The sequence below is a fragment of the Chryseobacterium taiwanense genome, from assembly GCF_000813825.1.
Taxonomy (GTDB): domain Bacteria; phylum Bacteroidota; class Bacteroidia; order Flavobacteriales; family Weeksellaceae; genus Chryseobacterium; species Chryseobacterium taiwanense.
This window is the reverse complement of record NZ_JWTA01000004.1, coordinates 346,682-365,367: the sequence shown is the minus strand read 5'-3', so window position 1 is coordinate 365,367 and position 18,686 is coordinate 346,682. Positions and strand designations below refer to the sequence as shown.

Sequence of the window (18,686 nt, the reverse complement as noted above, 5' to 3'; positions counted from 1 at the left end):
TAAAGAAGGATTACATTGGTCCTCCTTGTTGATCATCTCCTGTTGCATTGGAGTTGATGTCTTTTTTCTTTTTAGTCTGTTCTATTTTTTCTCCTTGCTTAAATCGGTAAGTTAAAGAAACTGAGAACTGTCTTGGCTGCCATTGCATATAAGAATCTCTAACACTATTTGCTGTATATGTTGTAGATCTCATCGATCTTGTATTGAAGATATCCTGAATGTTAAAAGCTAAAGTTCCATCTCCTTTCCAGATTGTTTTTGATGCTCCAAAGTTAATGGCATACATATCTTTTCTATCTTGGTAAGCTGTTTTCTGACCTCCTCTATAAAAACCTTGTAATTGGAAACTAAATGTTTTGTCAACTTTAATAGTTGAAGAAAGTCTGGCTCTTGTTGAGAAACCTTTACCTTCAAAATTAGCAACCGCCTGAATAGGATTTCCATCTTTATCAAAAGTATCGTATAGTGTACTTCCTTTTGTATTGTATCCAAATAGGTCAACATTTCCTAAGAATTTCAACCAATTTGTTGCGTCCCAGTTGAAATTAAAATCTAAACCGTAGCGGTCATCTGTACCTAAGTTGATTGGTTTTGTATGGGATTCTATACGTTTTGGATTAATAATATCTCCATTGTCATCTGTAGCTAAAATATTATATACCAGCATTTTTGTGTCATCGGTCTGATGTCTGAAGTATAGAGTAGGGTTTAATGTAAATTTCTTCTTAGAAATACTATATCCAAATTCAAAAGAGTCAACATAAGAAGGGTTTAGATCGATATTTCCGTCGAAGATATTTTGATTGTCACTATAATTCGGGTTAGGAATCATAAAGAATGATCTCGGGCGGTCTATTCTTCTCGTATAGTTTAATAGAAGCTGATTGTCTTTTGAGAAATCATAACTTAAGTAAACACTTGGAAATAAATTGTTATAATTTTTAGTGGTTATAACTGAATTTTTAGCAGGATTAGGGTTAAGGCTTAAATAATTAATATCTACATTCGATAGTTCATCTCTCACACCAATCTGATAACCTAATTTTCCTATTTTACTTTTGAATTGTAAATAAAAAGCATTGAAAGTTTCCTTATAGGTAGCATCATAAGTATATGGCTTAAGGAAATCTAAAGGCTTTGTTGCAGTGCTTTCACGCACATCATTACTGTAATCATTGGTATTGATATCAATTCTATAACCTGCTTCTAATTTTGACATTTCACCAATAGGCAACTCGTAATCAACTTTACCAATAACAGTTTTATTGATGGTATTTTGATTAATGATATCTTTCAAACTATTGATCGTATCATCAATATTAGTATCATTGTATGAGCGGCTTCTTTGTAAGCTTAATGATAATGATAAATTTTGTCCCTTATCATCAAATTTATGATCTAATCCAAAATCTCCCTGAAAAGCAAGGTTATTGTTTGTGCCAAACGTACTTCTGTTTGATGTATAAAAAGGATTTTTAAAAGGGGTGTAAGCGTAATCGATATTACCGAAATTCTCGCTGTCGAATGTTCTTACAGTACCGGATGCATTTACCGATGTTTTTTCGGTTATATCATATACTACACCTGCGGAAGCATTATAGTTGTTATTTTTACTTTTAGTTTCAGAATTAGTATCTCTTTTTACCAAATCATCATCTAATGCAGCATTGTTAAAATAATCATTATTTCTACTGGTATTTTTTGACTCCCGATATCCACCTCCACCATTTAGAAACCATGTGAAATTACCTTTTCTCCAGTTAAGGTTAGCATTCAGGTTTGTTTGAGGAAGATATCCTAATGTCCCAATAACACTACCATTGAAGCCTGTTTTTTTACTTTTCTTTAAAATAATATTTAAAATACCGGCAGTTCCGCTTGCTTCAAATTTTGAAGAAGGGTTCGTGATAACTTCGATTTTTTCAATCTGATCAGCCGGAATACTTTGTAATGCATTAGCGCCGTCATCAATTCCGAGTAATGCAGACGGTTTTCCATTGATTAAAAATTTTACATTTGAGCTCCCTCTCATAGAAACTGTACCATCAGTGTCTACTGAAACAGAAGGTACATTGGATAGAACATCCTGAAGATTTCCACCTTTACTTACAATATCCTGAGAAGGGTCATATGTTCTTTTATCTAGCTCTACTTTATAGGGTTTTGTAGATTGAGCAGTAATCACAACTGCTTGGATATCCCCAGTTTTGATATTTGTTGAACTTTTTTCCGGTTCGATAGATAAGGCTCCGATACTTCCTGCTGTTGCAATTTGCTTGTTGACAACACTTTTTTTGTAATCAATGGCTTCTACAGTAATATCATAGTTTCCGGGAGTAATATCAAGTTTATATTGACCTTTTTCATCAGTAAGAGCAGCGTCACTAAGAAGTTTGCTTGTTTTGTTGCTGAAAGTAACTGATGCATAGGGAACAGGCTGATTGTTTTTGTTAACAACAGTCCCTGAAATACCTACTTTTTCCTGTCCAAAAGCAAATGCTGCCGCAGAAAGTACAAAAGTAAGTCCCAAGGTTTTTTTTGTGAAAATGTTAATGATTTCCGTCTGATTCATAACGTTTTTGTTTGTGTAAAATCGTGAAATATTTGTCTTAATATTACGAAATCAACAATGCTTGAGAATTTTATAATATTAAGATAGTTTATTGTTTATAAAGTATATGTCGTGTTTTAAGGCTAAATGTTAATTGTTAATTTGTTAAAATAAAGTTAAATTTATTTTTTATTTTATATTGTTTGAATTTAGCCAATCCTGATACGCTTTTGCATTGATAGCGTGCTCCTCTGCACTGGCTGTAAATTTATGGTAGCCGGGTTTTGCCGGATCTGCACACATAAAAATGTAATTATTGTTTTCTGCATTTAAAACTGCATCGACTGAATTTTTATTTACCACACAGATGGGTCCCGGAGGAATGCCTTTATTAGCATACGTGTTGTATGGAGACGGAGTTGATAAATGCTTATAAAATACTCTTTTAATAGATTCTTTGAAATTAGTCTGCTTATTAATAGCGTAGATTACCGTTGGATCAGATTGAAGTTTCATTCCTTTTCTGTAACGGTTAATATACAATCCTGCAATCGTTTTCATTTCATCATCTTTACCACCGGATTCTTTATAAACAATAGAGGCTAAAGCATAGATTTGGTCTCTGGTTAAACCAGACTGTTGTTCCTTAGCTTTTCTTTCACTATTCCAAAATTCATTGTACTGATCATCAAACTTTTTGAAAAACTCTTTAGGAGTTACCGTCCAGAAGAAGTTGTACGTATCAATGAAAAAATATTTTTTGAGATCTTCTGCATTATTGTATCCTTTTTCTACAGCTATAGTATTAAGGTCATTTACAAACTGTAAAGAATCCAATTCCGTTTTTTTTGAAACTTTACCAATCATTTGATATATATCTCCAAAGTCACCAATTCTAAAGCTGTTTTCCGCTTGGTTTCCCGCTTTTATCATATTGACAAGGTTAGAGTTTCCCATTCCTTTTTGAAAGTGATAACGGCCGGGTTTAAAATATTTATCAAGATCTTTTTCTTTTGCTACAATTTCGAAAGCTTCTTTATTGTCAATATATTTTGCTGCAGAATCCAGAATTTGTTTAAAATTTGCCTTGTGAGGAATCAAAACATATCCGTCTTTTTCGATGTTGTTTGCGTAATATTTTTTATAAAATTTAAATCCAAAAAATCCGCCTACTACAAATACAAGTAGGATGATGATGAGAATTGCTTTTTTCATTTAAATGGTGATTAAAGTTTTTTTGTTTTTTTAAATAAGATCGACTTTTCCTCTAAAAACTTGTTTTGCGGGACCTTCTAACCAAATATTTTGGAAAGAATCCCCATTTTTTTCAGCATAAACCTTAAGATTTCCTCCCAAGGTTTTAACTTTTACAGAGATTAGATTGTTATTTTGTAAAAAAGTTAAAGCAGAAGCCGTAACTCCTGTTCCACAACTGTAAGTTTCGTCCTCAACGCCTCGTTCATAGGTTCTTACAAAAATCTCATCATCAGAAATTTTTTCCACAAAGTTGACATTGATTCCTTTTTCTTTATAATTTTCAGAGTTTCTGATTCCGTTTCCGTGGGCAAAAACTTCATAATTGATGATGTCTTCAACATATTTTACATAATGTGGAGATCCTGTATCCATTACCGTGTCTTCTCCATCATTTGAAATGGTTTCAACATCAGTCATTTTTAATTTTACAATACCATTGTGGATTTCAGCTTCGTGCTCTCCATCAATTGCCATAAAATTACATTTACCTTCAAACATATCAAGGAAAAAAGCGAAAGCAACCGAACAGCGTGCTCCATTACCACAAAAGCTTTTTGAACCATCAGAATTGTAGTAATCAACTTCAAAATCATAACCGTCCATAGCGTTGATTTTAATAAGTCCGTCTGCACCAATTCCGAAACGGCGGTCACAAAGTTTTTGAATATTCTCAATTGAAAGATCATTCCATTCTCCGGAACGATTGTCTATCATTACAAAATCGTTTCCCGTTCCCTGATATTTATAAAAATCCATAGGTATATGCTTTGTTATTTGTGTAAATTTGAACTTGCAAAATTACTATAATTAATACAAAAAACGAACAGTGTTAGCTGTTCGTTCTCTTATTTATAATCGTTTTATCTAAATCCTCCGTTTCTATTGGAATTACTGTTTTGCTGAGAGTTATTCTGTTGACTGTTGCTCTCGGAACTGTTTCTAAAGCCGCCGCTATTCGAATTTGTATTTCCTGAAGAATTGTTGTTACCTGACGAATTATTTCTGAATCCGCCGTTGGAGTTATTGTTATTATTAGTAGACGGATTGTTTCTAAACCCTCCCTGATTGCTGTTTTGGTTCTGGTTTTGATTCCCCTGGTTATTCGGGTTTTTAAAACCGTTATTCGGTCTTTGGCTTCCTTGGTTGTTTTGTCCAGTATTCGGTCTGAAACCACCATTTGAATTTCCATTATTGAATCCGTTACCGAAACCGTTGTTAGGTCTTTGAGAAGTCGTCGTCGTTCTTCTTTCTACGTATACTTTTCTTCTTGAATTATTATAATTGTAGTAATAATAAGGTATTCCGTTGTCATAATAATAAGTATAATCGTTTCTGTAATAATATCCGTCATTACCCCAATATCCACCAGTTCCGTAATATCCGCTTGGTGCATAGTAATATCCGTTATTATAATAAGGGTCTCCATATCCATATCCTGAATCAGTGTATACTGCACAAGAGGTAAGACTACCCATTACGAAAATGCTAAATGCTATTTTAAATAAATTTTTCATGACTTTATTGTACTTTTTTTTCTTTATAACTTTTTTTCCAATTGAGGTATCCTAAGATAGCCATTATAGTAAATACCAAATATTGAACCGAAGTGATTCCGAGACCTTTATAAATCATCATAGGCATACAAATAAAATCCCCGATGATCCAGAAAATCCAGTTTTCAATACGTCTTTTAGCCATAAACCACATGCCAACTAAAAATATGGATGTCGTTACAATATCTAACTTATTTCCCCAATCTAAATGATATAAACCAAGATCTGTGCCTTTCATGGAAAAATGATTGTCTATATAAGGTTTATAATAATAGATAGTCGTTACTAAAATGATACTTAATATAAAAAGAAGGCTTCCATATACCCATTCTTTTTTTGTCGCCCAGGTTACTTCCACATGAACATGATCTTTGGTATTTTTTGCCCATAATACCCATCCGTAAATACTCATTACTGTATAATAAACGTTAATCATACAGTCTCCTAATAATCCGAAATTGTAAAGAATATAAACATAGATTAATGTAGAGATAATTCCGGTAGGATAGACCCAGATGTTTTTTTTGATGGAAAAGTAAACACTTAAGACTCCGAATATAGAAGCAAACAATTCCAGGAAGATTTGGAAAGAAGTGTAGCTTTCATAGGGTTTTATGAAAAGATCGTATAAATTCATGTGATCAAAAATAAATAAAAAAATACAGAAAATGAAATGATTTAAATGTAGTGGTAATCAGTTTTTTAGCGTTGATTATTTAAAATTAATGATGAAAAATTGTCAATAAACGTTAAGGTTTCTAAATTTTTTATATTTTCGTAAATCTTTAATAAATAGTAAAATATGTCAAAAATCTGGACGAAAAAGCCAATGAGTGCTTTTGAGAATGATGTTAAAAGTAGTCAGCTTAAAAGAGTACTTGGTAAATGGAGTCTTACAGCAATCGGAATTGGAGCGATCATTGGAGGAGGAATTTTTGTGTTAACGGGTACAGGTGCTTATTATCATGCAGGACCTGCATTGGCACTTTCCTTCATTATTGCGGGAATTGCGTGTGTTTTCGCTGCTTTATGTTATTCTGAATTTGCTTCTATTCTACCTGTAGAAGGTTCGGCATATGCTTATGCTTATGGGACGGTAGGAGAAATTTTTGCATGGATTATCGGTTGGGGACTTATTCTCGAATATGCGATGGGATCTATGACGGTGGCAGTTTCCTGGTCCGGATATTTTAATAAATTGCTTAAAATGTTCGGTCTTCATTTGCCGGACTATCTTACTTCAGATCCTGCAAGTTATACAGGAGATGGTTTTTCAATGAATTTACCGGCTTTTGTAATTGTGTTAGTAGTAATTTCTTTGTTGATAAAAGGAACGAAAGAAGCCGCAAAAGCGAATAACCTTATCGTAATCATGAAAGTTTCTGCGGTTATATTTGTAATTATTGCAGGTGCTTTCTTTATTAATGCTGAAAACTGGAATCCTTTTATTCCTGCAGCTACCATGGTGAAAGAGGGAGAAACGATGAAAGAAGCGTACGGAATTCAGGGTGTTATTTCTGGAGCAGCAGCGATATTCTTTGCCTATGTAGGTTTTGATGCGGTTTCTACACAAGCTGGAGAAGCGATTAATCCTAAAAAAGATGTGCCATTTGCGATTATTGTTTCACTTTTGGTATGTACAGTATTATATATTTTGGTTTCATTGGTTCTTACGGGAATGATGCATTATACAGACTTTAATCCTCAAGGGAAGTTCCCGGATGCTATTAAAGCGCCTGTTGCGTATGCGTTTGAAATTGCCGGTCAAGGATGGGCTGGATATATTATCACAATTGCAGCAACAGTAGGTTTGATTTCCGTATTGATGGTAATGATTATGGGACAATCAAGAATTTTCTTGGGAATGTCTAAAGACGGTTTGATTCCTAAAATGTTCAGCGATGTACACCCGGTAAGAAAAACTCCTGCAAAAAGTTTAATGCTTTTAGGAATTGTAATTGCAACAGTAGCTTCGTTAACGCCAATCAGTAAATTAGCCGATATGACGAGTTTCGGAACTTTATTTGCCTTTACGATGGTATGTGTAGCAGTTTGGATCTTAAGAAAAAGAGAACCGAATTTGCCTAGAAACTTCAAAGTTCCTGCATTGCCTGTAATTGCTACACTAGGAATCTGTATCAATGTGTATTTGATCTGGAACTTAAGTCATGAAGCAAAATTATTATCAACTGCATGGCTGGCTTTAGGTGTAATTATCTATTTTGCATATAGTCTTAGACACTCTAAGCTTCACAAAGTAGGATATGGAGAAACCTTCAAAGCGGAGCAGGAGCCATTACAAAAACCTGACTTAGATTTATAAAAAATTTAAAACGATACAAATCCACAGATTTTTCTGTGGATTTTTTATTTTTGTTTCCATGAAAAAAATCTTTCCCCTCCTGTTTTCTTTTTTAGGAATCCTTTCGTTTTCTCAACAAGTAAGTTTGGAAACTATTTTTAATGATAAAATCAGCATCAGAGCGATCGAGTTGTATGATAACAAAGTCTGGTATAGCGGAACGGATGCTAAATTTGGTTTTGTAGACATCAATAATCCTCAAAATCAGAAACAGATCAAATTATCTGAAAAGAAATTACAATTCAGAACATTGGGGCAGGATAAAAATTCTTTTTATGCTATAAATATCGAAAGTCCGGCTGAGTTTTTTAAAATTAATAAAAAAGACTTGATATCTGAAGTTATTTATAGAGATACCGTGAAAACAGCTTTCTATGATGCTTTACATTTTATAAATAGTGATTTAGCCTTTACTTTTAGTGATTCGGATAAAGATAACCGTTTGAAATTAGCTGTTCTTAAAAACGGAAAATGGAGTGGCTTCAAAAATAGTATTATTCTGAATGAAGGAGAAGCGGCTTTTGCGGCAAGTAATACGAATATTGCATCAACTAAAAAGTATGTATGGATTGCAACCGGAGGAAAAGCATCCAGAATCTTAAAGTTGAATCTTAAAAACGAAGAAATTGAAGTTTTCAAAACTCCATTTATTCAAGGAGAATCTTCTCAGGGAATGTATTCGATCGATTTTTTAGATGATCAATTTGGAATTGCAGTCGGAGGGGATTATACAAAACAAACTGATAATATCAACAATATTGCAACTACCAATGATGGCGGTAAAAGCTGGCAGGTTCAAGCGTCCGGAAAAAATGCAGGGTATACGACCTGTGTGAAAATTAAACCTAATTCTAAAGGCAAAGAAATTATTTCCGTAGGAGATCAGCATATCAGTTATTCCTCGGACTTCGGAAAAACTTGGAAAAAGATTTCAGAAGAAAAGGGATTTTTCGTTTGTGAATGGGTAGATGAAAATACGGTGGTATTTGCCGGAAAAGACAGAATAGCTAAAATGAAATTAAAGTTTTAACCTAAGTTTTTAGACAAGAATCTTCAATTAATAAGAATAAATTTTTCAATAAGAGTATTTAGACTCATTATAAATTTCTATAAAAGAGACTAATATATTTCATGGTTCAAAATTCATAAGATATATTTAATTTTGCATTAAGAAATTTCAATTTGAAATTCAGTTTAAAATTAAACCTAAAATGAATTCTTTAATAGATAAATACAATATTCCCGGACCTCGTTATACTTCTTATCCTACTGTTCCTTACTGGGACGAAAGTACTTTTTCAGCTGAAAAATGGACGGAGAGCGTAATCAGGACCTTTAAGGAAACCAATGCAGAAGAGGGAATTTCTATTTATATTCACTTGCCTTTCTGCGAAGCGTTATGTACGTTCTGTGCATGTCATAAACGTATCACAAAACAACACAGCGTTGAAATTCCATATTTGGAAAGCGTGTTGAAAGAATGGCAGTTGTATCTTCAATTGTTTAATGAAAAACCTAAATTAAAGGAACTTCACTTAGGAGGAGGAACGCCGACTTTTTTCTCTCCGGAAAACTTAAAGACTTTATTAGAAGGTATTTTTGAAACGGTTGAGATTGCAGAACACCCTGAGTTTTCTTTTGAAGGTCATCCTAACAATACCTCCAGAAAACATTTACAAACGCTTTATGACTTAGGGTTCAGAAGAGTGAGTTTTGGCGTTCAGGATTATGATCCTAAAGTTCAGAAGGCAATCAATAGAATTCAGTCTTTTGAAAAAGTGAAAGAAGTGACGGAATGGGCAAAAGAGATTGGTTACAGAGGAATCAGTCATGATTTGGTTTTTGGGCTTCCGCACCAATCTTGGGAAGCAATGGAAAACACCATCCGTAAAACAATGGAGCTTAAGCCGGATCGTTTGGCGTTTTATTCTTATGCACACGTTCCATGGGTAAAAGGTGTTGGACAAAGAGGATTCGATGAAAATGATCTTCCGAGCGGTGAAGAAAAGCGTCGTTTGTATGAAGATGGTAAAAAATTACTGGAAGAATTAGGTTATATTGAAGTGGGAATGGATCATTTCTCTTTGGAGCATGATGATTTGTATCAATCTTTAATTCAGAAGAAATTGCACAGGAATTTCATGGGCTATACCTCAAGCAAAACCCAATTAATGGTTGGTTTAGGAATGTCTGCAATCTCAGATTCATGGTATGCTTTTGCTCAAAATGTGAAAACAGTGGAAGAGTATCAGAAAATAGTAGAAGAAGGTACAATTCCGGTTGTAAAAGGGCATATTCTAAACGAAGAAGATCTGATTGTAAGAAGACATATCCTGAATTTAATGTGTCAGCTTGAAACTACTTTTGATCATAATAATTCTTTCCCTGAATTAGAAAATGCATTTGAAATGTTGCAGGAAATGGAGAAAGATGAATTGGTGGAAATTCAGGATAATCAGATAAAAATAACAGAAAAGGGAAGAGCGTTTACAAGAAATGTGGCTATGGTTTTCGATTTGAGAATGATGAGAAATAAACCGGAAACGAGGATTTTCTCTATGACCATTTAAAAGTAAATACTATCAATATTTAAAAAAAATCCAATCAGCAAATGGTTGGATTTTTTTTTATGAATGTGTTAATATATTTTATTGAATAATTAATTTCTGGCTATAATACTTTAATTTTTCTGAATTCAGAGTAATGAAATAGACTCCTGCAGGAATTCTTGAAATATCAATACCTCCATCGTTTCCTATTTTTTGAGACTCCAATACAATTTTTCCATCTGAACTAAAAATTTCGACAGAAATATCTCTGTCTTTTATCCCATCAATAAATAATTTATTTGAAGCAGGATTTGGGTAAATTTTTATTGAAGGAGATAAATTATTTTCCTGAGTAGCAAGTGTTCCTGAAGTAATTTTAAATATTTTGCCATTATTTACGGCTGCTACAAATAATTCATTCTGATTGTTAATTCCGAACGTTGAGAAATTATTTCCGGAGAATGCCGTAGTCCATGTAATTGAATCATCTGGATTTAAAATTCCAAGTTGGGTAGAGCAGTAATCGGCAAAAATATATCTTCCCTGTAAAGCCGGATATTGTGTGCCTCTGTAAATATACCCACCGGTAATTGAACATTTTCCACCGGTATGATTGTATGCTGCTACAGGAAAAGTTATTGTAGAAGTACTTGGACAGCCTGTTGTATTGTAAGGGGTGTTTCCTTCATAGCATCTCCATCCGTAATTGAGACCTGCTTGAGAAATAGGCTGTCGATTAATTTCTTCAATCTGACCCTGACCGACATCTGCAATCATTACATTTCCGGAAGTCGTGTCAAAATTAAATTTCCATGCATTACGTAATCCATACGCCCAGACTTCATCAGCTCCATCTACGCCTACAAAAGGATTATTGGGTGGAATATTATAAGGGGTTGTAGAATTAATATCGAGTCTTAAAAGTTTTCCTAAGAGAGAATTTTTATTCTGAGCATTATTATTGGGGTCTCCACCGCTTCCGCCATCTCCTGTTACGATCCATAAATATCCATCGGGTGCAAAATGAATGCTTCCTCCATTATGATTGTCAAATGGTTTTGGGAGATTGAGAATGATTTTTTCTGTCGCCGGATCAGCAACATCAGGATTTGAGCTTCGGGTGTATCTGGCTACAGTAATATTTCCGTTGGTATCGTTATAATACACAAAAAAATAACCGTTTGTGGCATATTGAGGGTGAAAAGTAAGTCCTAAAAGACCTCTTTCTCCACCATAGGTTATTTTTGAACTGATATTCAGGAAATTGGTAGTATTAGTACTTCCATTTGACTGTAGAATTTTAATAATTCCATTTTGCTGAACAACAAACATTCTGCTGTCGTTCGCATGTACAATTTCGACGGGAGCCGTAAATCCCGTGGCAAATTCTTCTATATTAATACTTTGAGCATTAATAATAAGGGAAGAAAAAATACTTGCGGAAAAAAGTAATTTTTTCATAATATTTTGATATTTAGTGTATTAAATCTGAATGAAAATTTCATACCAATTAACCGTTGAAAAATTCATTAAAATATCATCAAAAAATTATTAAATCTTAAATGAAAATAAGAATGCCGATATATCTGAAAATAAACGATTTCTGTTGTTAAAAATTCATAAAATTCAATAAAATGATTATATTTGCCGACTTAATTTAACGTAGTTATAACAAAATGCAAGGAAAAGGACTTATTACAATTGTCGCTATTGTACTAGGGTTGATTTGCTTAAATGAGCTATTACCAACTTGGTACGCCAGCAAAATTGAAAAGCAGGCAACTGCTATTGCAGGAGACAATCCGGAAAAGTATCAGAAAGAAATTGCAAAACTTTCTAAGGATACTTTGAACCTGGGATTCACAAAACTTTATTACACTAAAGCAAAAGACAAGGAAATGAAACTTGGTCTTGACTTGAAGGGTGGGATCAATGTTCTTTTGGAAATTAACCAAAGAGATCTTGTGAATGATTTAACAAATTATTCTACAAATCCTGTTCTTATTGAGGCTTTAAACAAAACTGATGAAGCTCAAAAGAATTCTACAAAAGCTTACATCGACAATTTCTTCGAACAATTTGATGCTGTAAACAAAGCTAAAGGTACAAACCTGAAGCTAGCAGATCCTGAAATCTTCGGAAATACTACTCTTACTGAGGTGAAGTATAATACACCGGATGAGCAGGTAAAAAGCATCGTGAAAAGAAAGATCGATGCATCTGTAGGAACAGCTTTTGAAGTAATCAGAACGAGAATTGATAAGTTGGGTGCAATTCAGCCAAATGTTCAGAGAGTACCTGGAACTGCTAGAATTTCAGTTGAAATGCCGGGAATGAAAGACATCGACAAAGTAAAGAAGATGCTTCAGACTTCTGCTAAACTTCAATTCTGGGAAGTACAGCAAATCACTGAGATTGCTCCTTATTTCCAAACATTGAGCACAATGGTAGCTGCAAAAGGAGATTCTATGGGTGTTGCAAAAAACACAAATTTTGCAAATATCATCCAAGGAGGAAAATCTATGAGTCCAAGTGCGGTTGGAAGTGTAAAATTATCTGATACAGCTGTTGTAAACAAAATTTTGAACAGCAAAGTAGCTCAGTCTTTACGTCCGGCTAACATTAAATATACACAATTCATGTGGGGTTACAAACCTGAGGCTACAGATACTGAAAGCTTAGTATTGTACGCAATCAGAGGTAACATCAACCAAAAAGCTCCAGTAGACGGTGCTGTTGAAACTGCAAACATTAGTTATGATGAGCTAAGCAGAATAGTAGTAGACATGCAGATGGATTCTAAAGGGGCTAAAGAATGGAAAACATTAACAGAGAAAAACGTTGGTAAACCAGTTGCGGTAACATTGGACGGTAGAGTTTATACTGCTCCGAACGTTGTAGGTGCAATTCCTAACGGTAGAACTCAGATTTCTGGTAACTTCTCTCAGGAGGAAGCTAAAGAATTGGTAGACGTATTAGGAGCGGGTAAATTACCTGCAGGTGCAAAAGTAGTTCAGGCTACGGTTGTAGGTCCGTCTCTAGGTCAGGAATCTATTGATGCAGGTCTAATGTCATTCATGATTGCATTTGCTATTATTATCGTTTATATCATTTTCTATTACGGTGGAGCTGGTGTTTATGCGGTAATTGCAATGGTAATCAACTTATTCTATATTTTCGGTATCATGGATTCTGGAGACTTTACTCTTACACTTCCAGGTATCGCGGGTATCGTTTTAACGATGGCAGTTGCGGTCGATACGAACGTTATCATTTATGAAAGAACGAAAGAAGAATTATTCTTAGGGAAAAGTATCCTTGAAGCTTATAAAGATGGTTTCAAACATGCATTGAATGCGATTATCGATGGTCACACAACTACTTTCTTAACGGCGGTTGTATTGTTCTTCTTCGGAACAGGACCTATTAAAGGTTTTGCCTTGACGTTGATGATCGGGGTTGCAATGACATTATTCACGTCAGTATTGCTTTCAAGAGTAATGATCTTCTCAAGATTAAATAAAGGAAAAGGACTTTCTGTTTGGACTCCTGCAACGAAGAATCTATTCAGAAATACTTGGATCGATTTCATCGGAAAAAGAAAATATGCTTATATTTTCTCAGCGGTATTAACAGTTGCTTGTATTATTTCAATTGCTACTCACGGTTTCAAATACGGTATTGACTTTACCGGAGGTAGAAACTATGTAGTAAGATTTGATAAAGATGTTAAAGCTGAAGATGTTGAAGATAAGTTGGTAGCATTATTCAAAACTGAAGATGGTAAGAATTCTTCTGTTGAAGCTAAAACTTTTGGAAGCAACAATCAATTAAAGATCTCTACAGATTATCTAATTGAAGACGAATCTTTAAAAGCTGACCAGATCATTGAGCAGAAATTGTTCGAAGGATTAAAATCAAACTTACCTGCAGGAACTACATTGAAAGATTTCAAATCTGCAGATAAAGAACATGCTGGAATTATCTCTTCTGAAAAAGTAGGACCTTCTGTAGCGGATGATATTAAAATTCACGGTGTTTATGCAGTTTTAGGTGCATTAGGAATTATCTTTATCTATATCTTATTGAGATTTAGAAAATGGCAGTTCTCTTTAGGTGCAGTTGCTGCGTTATTCCACGATGCGGTAATCATTTTAGGAGCGTATTCATTGCTTCATAAATATATGCCGTTCAACATGGAGATCAACCAGGATTTCATTGCGGCGATCTTGACGGTATTAGGATACTCTATTAATGACACGGTAATTATCTTCGACAGAATTAGAGAATACCTGAGAGAGAAGAAATCTTTAACATTAGCTGGATTATTCGATGACTCTATTTCAAGTACATTGGGTAGAACATTCAACACCTCATTTACTACAATCTTAGTAATTTTAGCGATCTTCATTTTCGGTGGAGATAACTTAAGAGGATTTATGTTTGCCATGTTAATCGGTATCGGATTTGGTACTTATTCATCAATCTTCGTGGCATCGGCAATCGCTTATGACTTCCTTAAAAAAGGAAAAGAAGAAGAAGTGCATGGGAAATCAACTTCGAATAAAGAAGTACTTGCTTCAAAATAATTTAAACTACAATAAATAAGAAAAAGCCTTCCAAATTCGGAAGGCTTTTTTATTTTCAAAATTCCCTGTGAACTTTTAACTATTGCCTTTTTACTTAATAATAATTTATTCTCATTCTTTTTCCCGATTTGATTATTTTTGCAGGGTATGGAAAATTCAAGAAAAAAAGCCGCCATCGGCTTCATATTTATTACATTATTGATTGACATTACGGGATGGGGAATCATCATTCCGGTTGTTCCGAAATTAATTGAGGAACTGATCCACAGTGATATTAGTGAAGCCGCCAAATATGGAGGCTGGCTGGGTTTTGCGTATGCCTTTACACAATTCATCTTCTCTCCGGTAGTAGGGAATTTGAGTGATAAATATGGACGAAGACCTATTATTTTGATTTCACTTTTTGGTTTTGCAGTGGACTATATTTTTCTTGCTTTGGCACCCACAATCTGGTGGTTGTTCTTCGGACGAATTATTGCCGGAATTACCGGCGCGAGTGTTACCACGGCGAGTGCTTATATTGCAGACATTTCTACCGATGAAGACAGAGCCAAGAATTTTGGTTTAATTGGAGCTGCCTTTGGTCTTGGATTTATTATTGGACCGGTTCTAGGAGGAGTTTTAGGACATTACGGTTCAAGAGTTCCTTTCTATGCAGCAGCTGTGCTGTGTTTGTTAAATTTCCTTTACGGATACTTCATTCTTCCGGAAAGTTTAGATAAAGATAAAAGAAGAGAGTTCAACTGGAAAAGAGCAAATCCGATCGGTTCATTTAAATTTTTAGGTAAACACCCAGAAATTTCTGGATTAATTGTTTCACTGATATTGATTTATATTGCGGGACACGCGGTACAAAGTAACTGGAGTTTCTTTACCATGTATAAATTCAGTTGGAATGAAAGAATGGTGGGGATTTCCCTTGGAGTTGTTGGTTTATTGGTCGGTTTAGTGCAGGGAGGATTGATCCGTTGGACGACACCAAGATTGGGAGAACAAAAAAGCATCTATTACGGATTAGCTTTATATGCAATTGGAATGCTGTTATTTGCTTTTGCATCACAAGGTTGGATGATGTTTATATTTTTGATTCCTTATTGTTTAGGAGGAATTTGCGGGCCGGCTTTACAATCGGTAATTACGAAAAGTGTTCCGTCAAATGAACAGGGTGAATTGCAGGGAGCTCTAACAAGTTTAATGAGTGCAACCTCTATTATCGGACCTCCAATGATGACTAATTTATTTTACTTCTTTACCCACGACGAAGCACCATTTAAGTTTTCGGGAGCTCCATTCTTCCTGGCATTTATTTTAATGGCGGTAAGTGTGGTCATTACTTATATTAATTTCAAAAATAAAAACTCAAAAAAAGAGGTAATAGAATAAAAAACAAGGGGATCACATTTGATCCTCTTGTTGCTTTTGATAGTAAAATATGAAGTTTATGAAATGAATCTTTAAATAGATTGTTGTTTTAAAGATATAAAAACTCCATGTTAAATCAAAATAATGTGAATTAAATTTTCTTAATAATTAAATTCCTTTAGAAAGAAGAGAAGAGTAGTATAGTGTAGAACATAATAATGATAATAAACTCTACTTTCCTAAGAATGATCATCACATGATTAAAACTTCAAAAGCCCCGAATCACGAACCCCGAAACTCTAATCAGTTTAAATTCTTAAAATTTATTTAAAATTGATGGATAACATAATACAATTGCATAATCTTTCGTAATTTTGGCAAATGGAATTAAGCATTGGAGAAATGGCACTGATTGCCGTGGCAATCGTAGTATTATTCGGACCGGATAAATTGCCTCAGATTGCGCGTGACTTAGGAGCAGGCGTAAGAAAAATGCGTGGTGCAGTAGAGGACATCAAAACAGAAATTATGAAAGAAACAGATAATCCTGTTTCTGAGATTAAGCGTGAGATTGAGAAGGTAAAAGATGCTGCCAAAGATTTTAATCCGATGAAAGATATTGAAAAAGATATCTTAACTGAACCATCTTCTAATAAAACGGAGCAGGAAAAAATTAAACCTTCTGAAGACGAAACTTACGAAGGACCTGTAAGCAGATAAGAACGTATGGAAGAAATTATTCAGGAAGATAAAAGTGTATTTTTATATCTAAACAATTTAGGAAGTTCTTCTTTCGATCAGTTTTGGATGTTGATTTCAAGTACCTGGATATGGGTTCCGCTTTACATTATTTTCTGTTATTTACTGTTCAAAAATTATAAGCTAAGATCATTTGTTTTTATCTTAATATTTATCGCGATTGGAGTTACTATTTCCGATCAGCTTGCAAGCATTTTTAAATATGGAGTAGCGAGATTAAGACCTTGTCACGACCCAAGTTTACAAGATCATATGAGAATTGTGAAATGTGGGGGACAATTTGGTTTTTATTCTGCACATGCCTCTAATACTTTCTTTTTAGCATCTTATTTAAGTTTTTTATTAAAAAATAAGCTTAAATGGATTCCTTATTTTATATTTGTGTGGGCTACAGTAGTAGCGTACAGCAGAATTTATTTAGGCGTGCATTTTCCGATAGATATTTTGGTGGGGGCGTTTGTTGGATCTTTATTGGGAGGGCTTTTTGCTATGCTCGCCATAAAAGTGATCAACAAACAAACTAAAACTATATGAAAACTAAACTATTCCTTCTTACTCTTGCCACATTTTCGGCAGTTCAATCATTTTACGGACAAGATAAAAAAATAGCAGAAGAATGCTTTAATAAAGCAGATTATAAATGCGCAGAAGAGCAGTATACAAAGCTTGCAGATAAAGAAAATATTCAGAGGTTTCAGTCGGAATACTATGACAGACTGGGAACTTCTCAGAGAAGATTAGGGAAAACAACTCAGGCGTTCAAATCTTATGAATCTGCATTAAAGTCAAATCCGAAATCGGTTTCTGTTTACGAAAATTTGGCTTCTTTACACAATCAAAAAGGAAATAAAGTCAAAGCTTTAGAATACGTCAATACCGGAATTTCATTAGAACCAGAGAGTGCGAATCTCTATTTACTCCGTTCAAAAATTTATGAGAATTTAGGAAAGAAAGATTTGGCACAACAGGACTTGAAGCATATTTTAAGTTTTGCTCCGGATAATATTTTCGCAAGAACAGGGTTGGCGAATCTTAAGAAAAGAAATGGAGATCTGGAAAGTGCTTTAAAAGATTATAACCAATTGATTTCTGAAAAACCGGAATCATTATTATACAGCGGAAGAGGAGATATCTATCTTAAAATGAAGAAACCAAAAGAGGCTCTTGCGGATGTTAATAAATCAATTTCAGTTGATCCTAAATTTGCTCAGGCCTACGTTACTAAAGCACAGATTCTATTTGATACCGAAAAACCCAAAGAAGGCTGTACAAATTTAGATAAAGCAGTAAGTTTAGGCTATGAAAAAGCTCTTCTGGCAGAATATTATACCAAATGTGAGAAAAAATAATTAATATATTATATGAAATTACCAAATCTAAAATTATTCGTAACTACAATTTTCACTCTTGGAGTGATGGCTTTCGTAAATGCTCAACAAGCTGAAACAAAGCCTCAGGAAAATTCTCTTTTGGTGGCAGCGTTGAAAAAATCTGAAGAATCACCGGGTAAATCCATTTTTTACATCAATAAAACGGAAAGTAATGTTGAGGCTGTGAAAAAAGTCCCTTCTGAAAACATTAAATATGTAATGGTGCTTACCGATGATAAAATCAAGAAAAAATTAAAAGAAAAAGGAATTACCCAAGTGGTGACGGTAGTTACAAAAAATTAATCTTATTATATCTTTAAAAAGTTTTTAAATC

General features: G+C 34.1%; 15 protein-coding genes. 9 read left to right on the top strand and 6 right to left on the bottom strand.

The genetic code is table 11. From position 1 onward, the window contains the following. Positions 1 to 10: 10 nt before the first annotated feature. The 5 genes from RM51_RS05130 to pnuC all read right to left on the bottom strand — a co-directional run bounded on the left by RM51_RS05130 (position 11) and on the right by pnuC (position 5,998). Positions 11 to 2,572 (bottom strand): TonB-dependent receptor domain-containing protein, encoded by a 2,562-nt coding sequence (locus RM51_RS05130; protein WP_039365807.1) that lies wholly within the window; start codon positions 2,570 to 2,572, stop codon positions 11 to 13. Positions 2,573 to 2,740: 168 nt separating this feature from the next. Continuing rightward, positions 2,741 to 3,766 (bottom strand): endolytic transglycosylase MltG, encoded by a 1,026-nt coding sequence (gene mltG / locus RM51_RS05125; RefSeq protein ID WP_039365805.1) that lies wholly within the window; start codon positions 3,764 to 3,766, stop codon positions 2,741 to 2,743. A gap of 30 nt (positions 3,767 to 3,796) precedes the next feature. Next, the gene (dapF, locus tag RM51_RS05120) at positions 3,797 to 4,564 is read right to left on the bottom strand and encodes a diaminopimelate epimerase (protein ID WP_039365803.1); all 768 of its coding nucleotides are present in this window, start codon (positions 4,562 to 4,564) and stop codon (positions 3,797 to 3,799) included. Between the two features lie 104 nt (positions 4,565 to 4,668). Then, positions 4,669 to 5,322, bottom strand: coding sequence for a hypothetical protein (locus RM51_RS05115; RefSeq protein WP_039365801.1), 654 nt, complete (start codon positions 5,320 to 5,322; stop codon positions 4,669 to 4,671). A 4-nt stretch (positions 5,323 to 5,326) separates the two neighbouring features. After that, positions 5,327 to 5,998 carry a nicotinamide riboside transporter PnuC gene (gene pnuC, locus RM51_RS05110; RefSeq protein WP_039365799.1) on the bottom strand — a complete coding sequence of 224 codons (672 nt, stop codon included), beginning with the start codon at positions 5,996 to 5,998 and terminating at the stop codon, positions 5,327 to 5,329. Between the two features lie 165 nt (positions 5,999 to 6,163). Here pnuC and RM51_RS05105 point away from each other — a divergent pair, with 165 nt between their 5' ends. The 3 genes from RM51_RS05105 to hemN all read left to right on the top strand — a co-directional run bounded on the left by RM51_RS05105 (position 6,164) and on the right by hemN (position 10,293). Next, the gene (locus RM51_RS05105; protein WP_052248407.1) at positions 6,164 to 7,684 is read left to right on the top strand and encodes an APC family permease; all 1,521 of its coding nucleotides are present in this window, start codon (positions 6,164 to 6,166) and stop codon (positions 7,682 to 7,684) included. A gap of 58 nt (positions 7,685 to 7,742) precedes the next feature. Continuing rightward, a complete protein-coding gene (locus RM51_RS05100) occupies positions 7,743 to 8,753 on the top strand; it encodes a WD40/YVTN/BNR-like repeat-containing protein (RefSeq protein WP_039365797.1) in 1,011 nt (336 codons plus the stop codon). A 181-nt stretch (positions 8,754 to 8,934) separates the two neighbouring features. Then, on the top strand, positions 8,935 to 10,293 hold the full coding sequence (gene hemN / locus RM51_RS05095; RefSeq protein WP_039365796.1) for an oxygen-independent coproporphyrinogen III oxidase: 1,359 nt from the start codon (positions 8,935 to 8,937) through the stop codon (positions 10,291 to 10,293). 78 nt (positions 10,294 to 10,371) lie between these two features. Here hemN and RM51_RS05090 read toward each other — a convergent pair whose 3' ends face one another. After that, on the bottom strand, positions 10,372 to 11,733 hold the full coding sequence (locus tag RM51_RS05090; RefSeq protein WP_039365787.1) for a PQQ-dependent sugar dehydrogenase: 1,362 nt from the start codon (positions 11,731 to 11,733) through the stop codon (positions 10,372 to 10,374). A gap of 215 nt (positions 11,734 to 11,948) precedes the next feature. On the opposite strand from RM51_RS05090, the gene RM51_RS05085 reads away from it, so the two are divergent. From RM51_RS05085 to RM51_RS05060, 6 genes are all read left to right on the top strand, one after another. Next, positions 11,949 to 14,861 carry a protein translocase subunit SecDF gene (locus RM51_RS05085; RefSeq protein ID WP_039365785.1) on the top strand — a complete coding sequence of 971 codons (2,913 nt, stop codon included), beginning with the start codon at positions 11,949 to 11,951 and terminating at the stop codon, positions 14,859 to 14,861. Positions 14,862 to 15,008: 147 nt separating this feature from the next. Continuing rightward, on the top strand, positions 15,009 to 16,244 hold the full coding sequence (locus RM51_RS05080) for a TCR/Tet family MFS transporter (protein WP_039365782.1): 1,236 nt from the start codon (positions 15,009 to 15,011) through the stop codon (positions 16,242 to 16,244). A 360-nt stretch (positions 16,245 to 16,604) separates the two neighbouring features. Next, a complete protein-coding gene (locus RM51_RS05075; protein ID WP_039365780.1) occupies positions 16,605 to 16,943 on the top strand; it encodes a Sec-independent protein translocase subunit TatA/TatB in 339 nt (112 codons plus the stop codon). A 6-nt stretch (positions 16,944 to 16,949) separates the two neighbouring features. Further along, entirely contained in the window at positions 16,950 to 17,516 is a 567-nt protein-coding gene (locus RM51_RS05070; protein WP_039365778.1) for a phosphatase PAP2 family protein, read from the top strand. Next, positions 17,513 to 18,331 (top strand): tetratricopeptide repeat protein, encoded by an 819-nt coding sequence (locus tag RM51_RS05065; protein ID WP_039365777.1) that lies wholly within the window; start codon positions 17,513 to 17,515, stop codon positions 18,329 to 18,331. The genes RM51_RS05070 and RM51_RS05065 overlap by 4 nt, the downstream gene beginning before the upstream one ends. A 12-nt stretch (positions 18,332 to 18,343) precedes the next feature. Then, entirely contained in the window at positions 18,344 to 18,655 is a 312-nt protein-coding gene (locus RM51_RS05060) for a hypothetical protein (protein WP_131667046.1), read from the top strand. Positions 18,656 to 18,686 lie beyond the last annotated feature (31 nt).

Coding starts and splice junctions, on each gene's coding strand:
- RM51_RS05100 (WP_039365797.1), top strand. CDS start 7,743: ATGAAAAAAATCTTTCCCCTCCTGTTTTCTTTTTTAGGAATCCTTTCG.
- RM51_RS05130 (WP_039365807.1), bottom strand. CDS start 2,572: ATGAATCAGACGGAAATCATTAACATTTTCACAAAAAAAACCTTGGGA.
- RM51_RS05080 (WP_039365782.1), top strand. CDS start 15,009: ATGGAAAATTCAAGAAAAAAAGCCGCCATCGGCTTCATATTTATTACA.
- RM51_RS05105 (WP_052248407.1), top strand. CDS start 6,164: ATGTCAAAAATCTGGACGAAAAAGCCAATGAGTGCTTTTGAGAATGAT.
- pnuC (WP_039365799.1), bottom strand. CDS start 5,998: ATGAATTTATACGATCTTTTCATAAAACCCTATGAAAGCTACACTTCT.
- RM51_RS05065 (WP_039365777.1), top strand. CDS start 17,513: ATGAAAACTAAACTATTCCTTCTTACTCTTGCCACATTTTCGGCAGTT.
- RM51_RS05075 (WP_039365780.1), top strand. CDS start 16,605: ATGGAATTAAGCATTGGAGAAATGGCACTGATTGCCGTGGCAATCGTA.
- RM51_RS05060 (WP_131667046.1), top strand. CDS start 18,344: ATGAAATTACCAAATCTAAAATTATTCGTAACTACAATTTTCACTCTT.
- hemN (WP_039365796.1), top strand. CDS start 8,935: ATGAATTCTTTAATAGATAAATACAATATTCCCGGACCTCGTTATACT.
- RM51_RS05085 (WP_039365785.1), top strand. CDS start 11,949: ATGCAAGGAAAAGGACTTATTACAATTGTCGCTATTGTACTAGGGTTG.
- RM51_RS05070 (WP_039365778.1), top strand. CDS start 16,950: ATGGAAGAAATTATTCAGGAAGATAAAAGTGTATTTTTATATCTAAAC.
- mltG (WP_039365805.1), bottom strand. CDS start 3,766: ATGAAAAAAGCAATTCTCATCATCATCCTACTTGTATTTGTAGTAGGC.
- RM51_RS05115 (WP_039365801.1), bottom strand. CDS start 5,322: ATGAAAAATTTATTTAAAATAGCATTTAGCATTTTCGTAATGGGTAGT.
- dapF (WP_039365803.1), bottom strand. CDS start 4,564: ATGGATTTTTATAAATATCAGGGAACGGGAAACGATTTTGTAATGATA.
- RM51_RS05090 (WP_039365787.1), bottom strand. CDS start 11,733: ATGAAAAAATTACTTTTTTCCGCAAGTATTTTTTCTTCCCTTATTATT.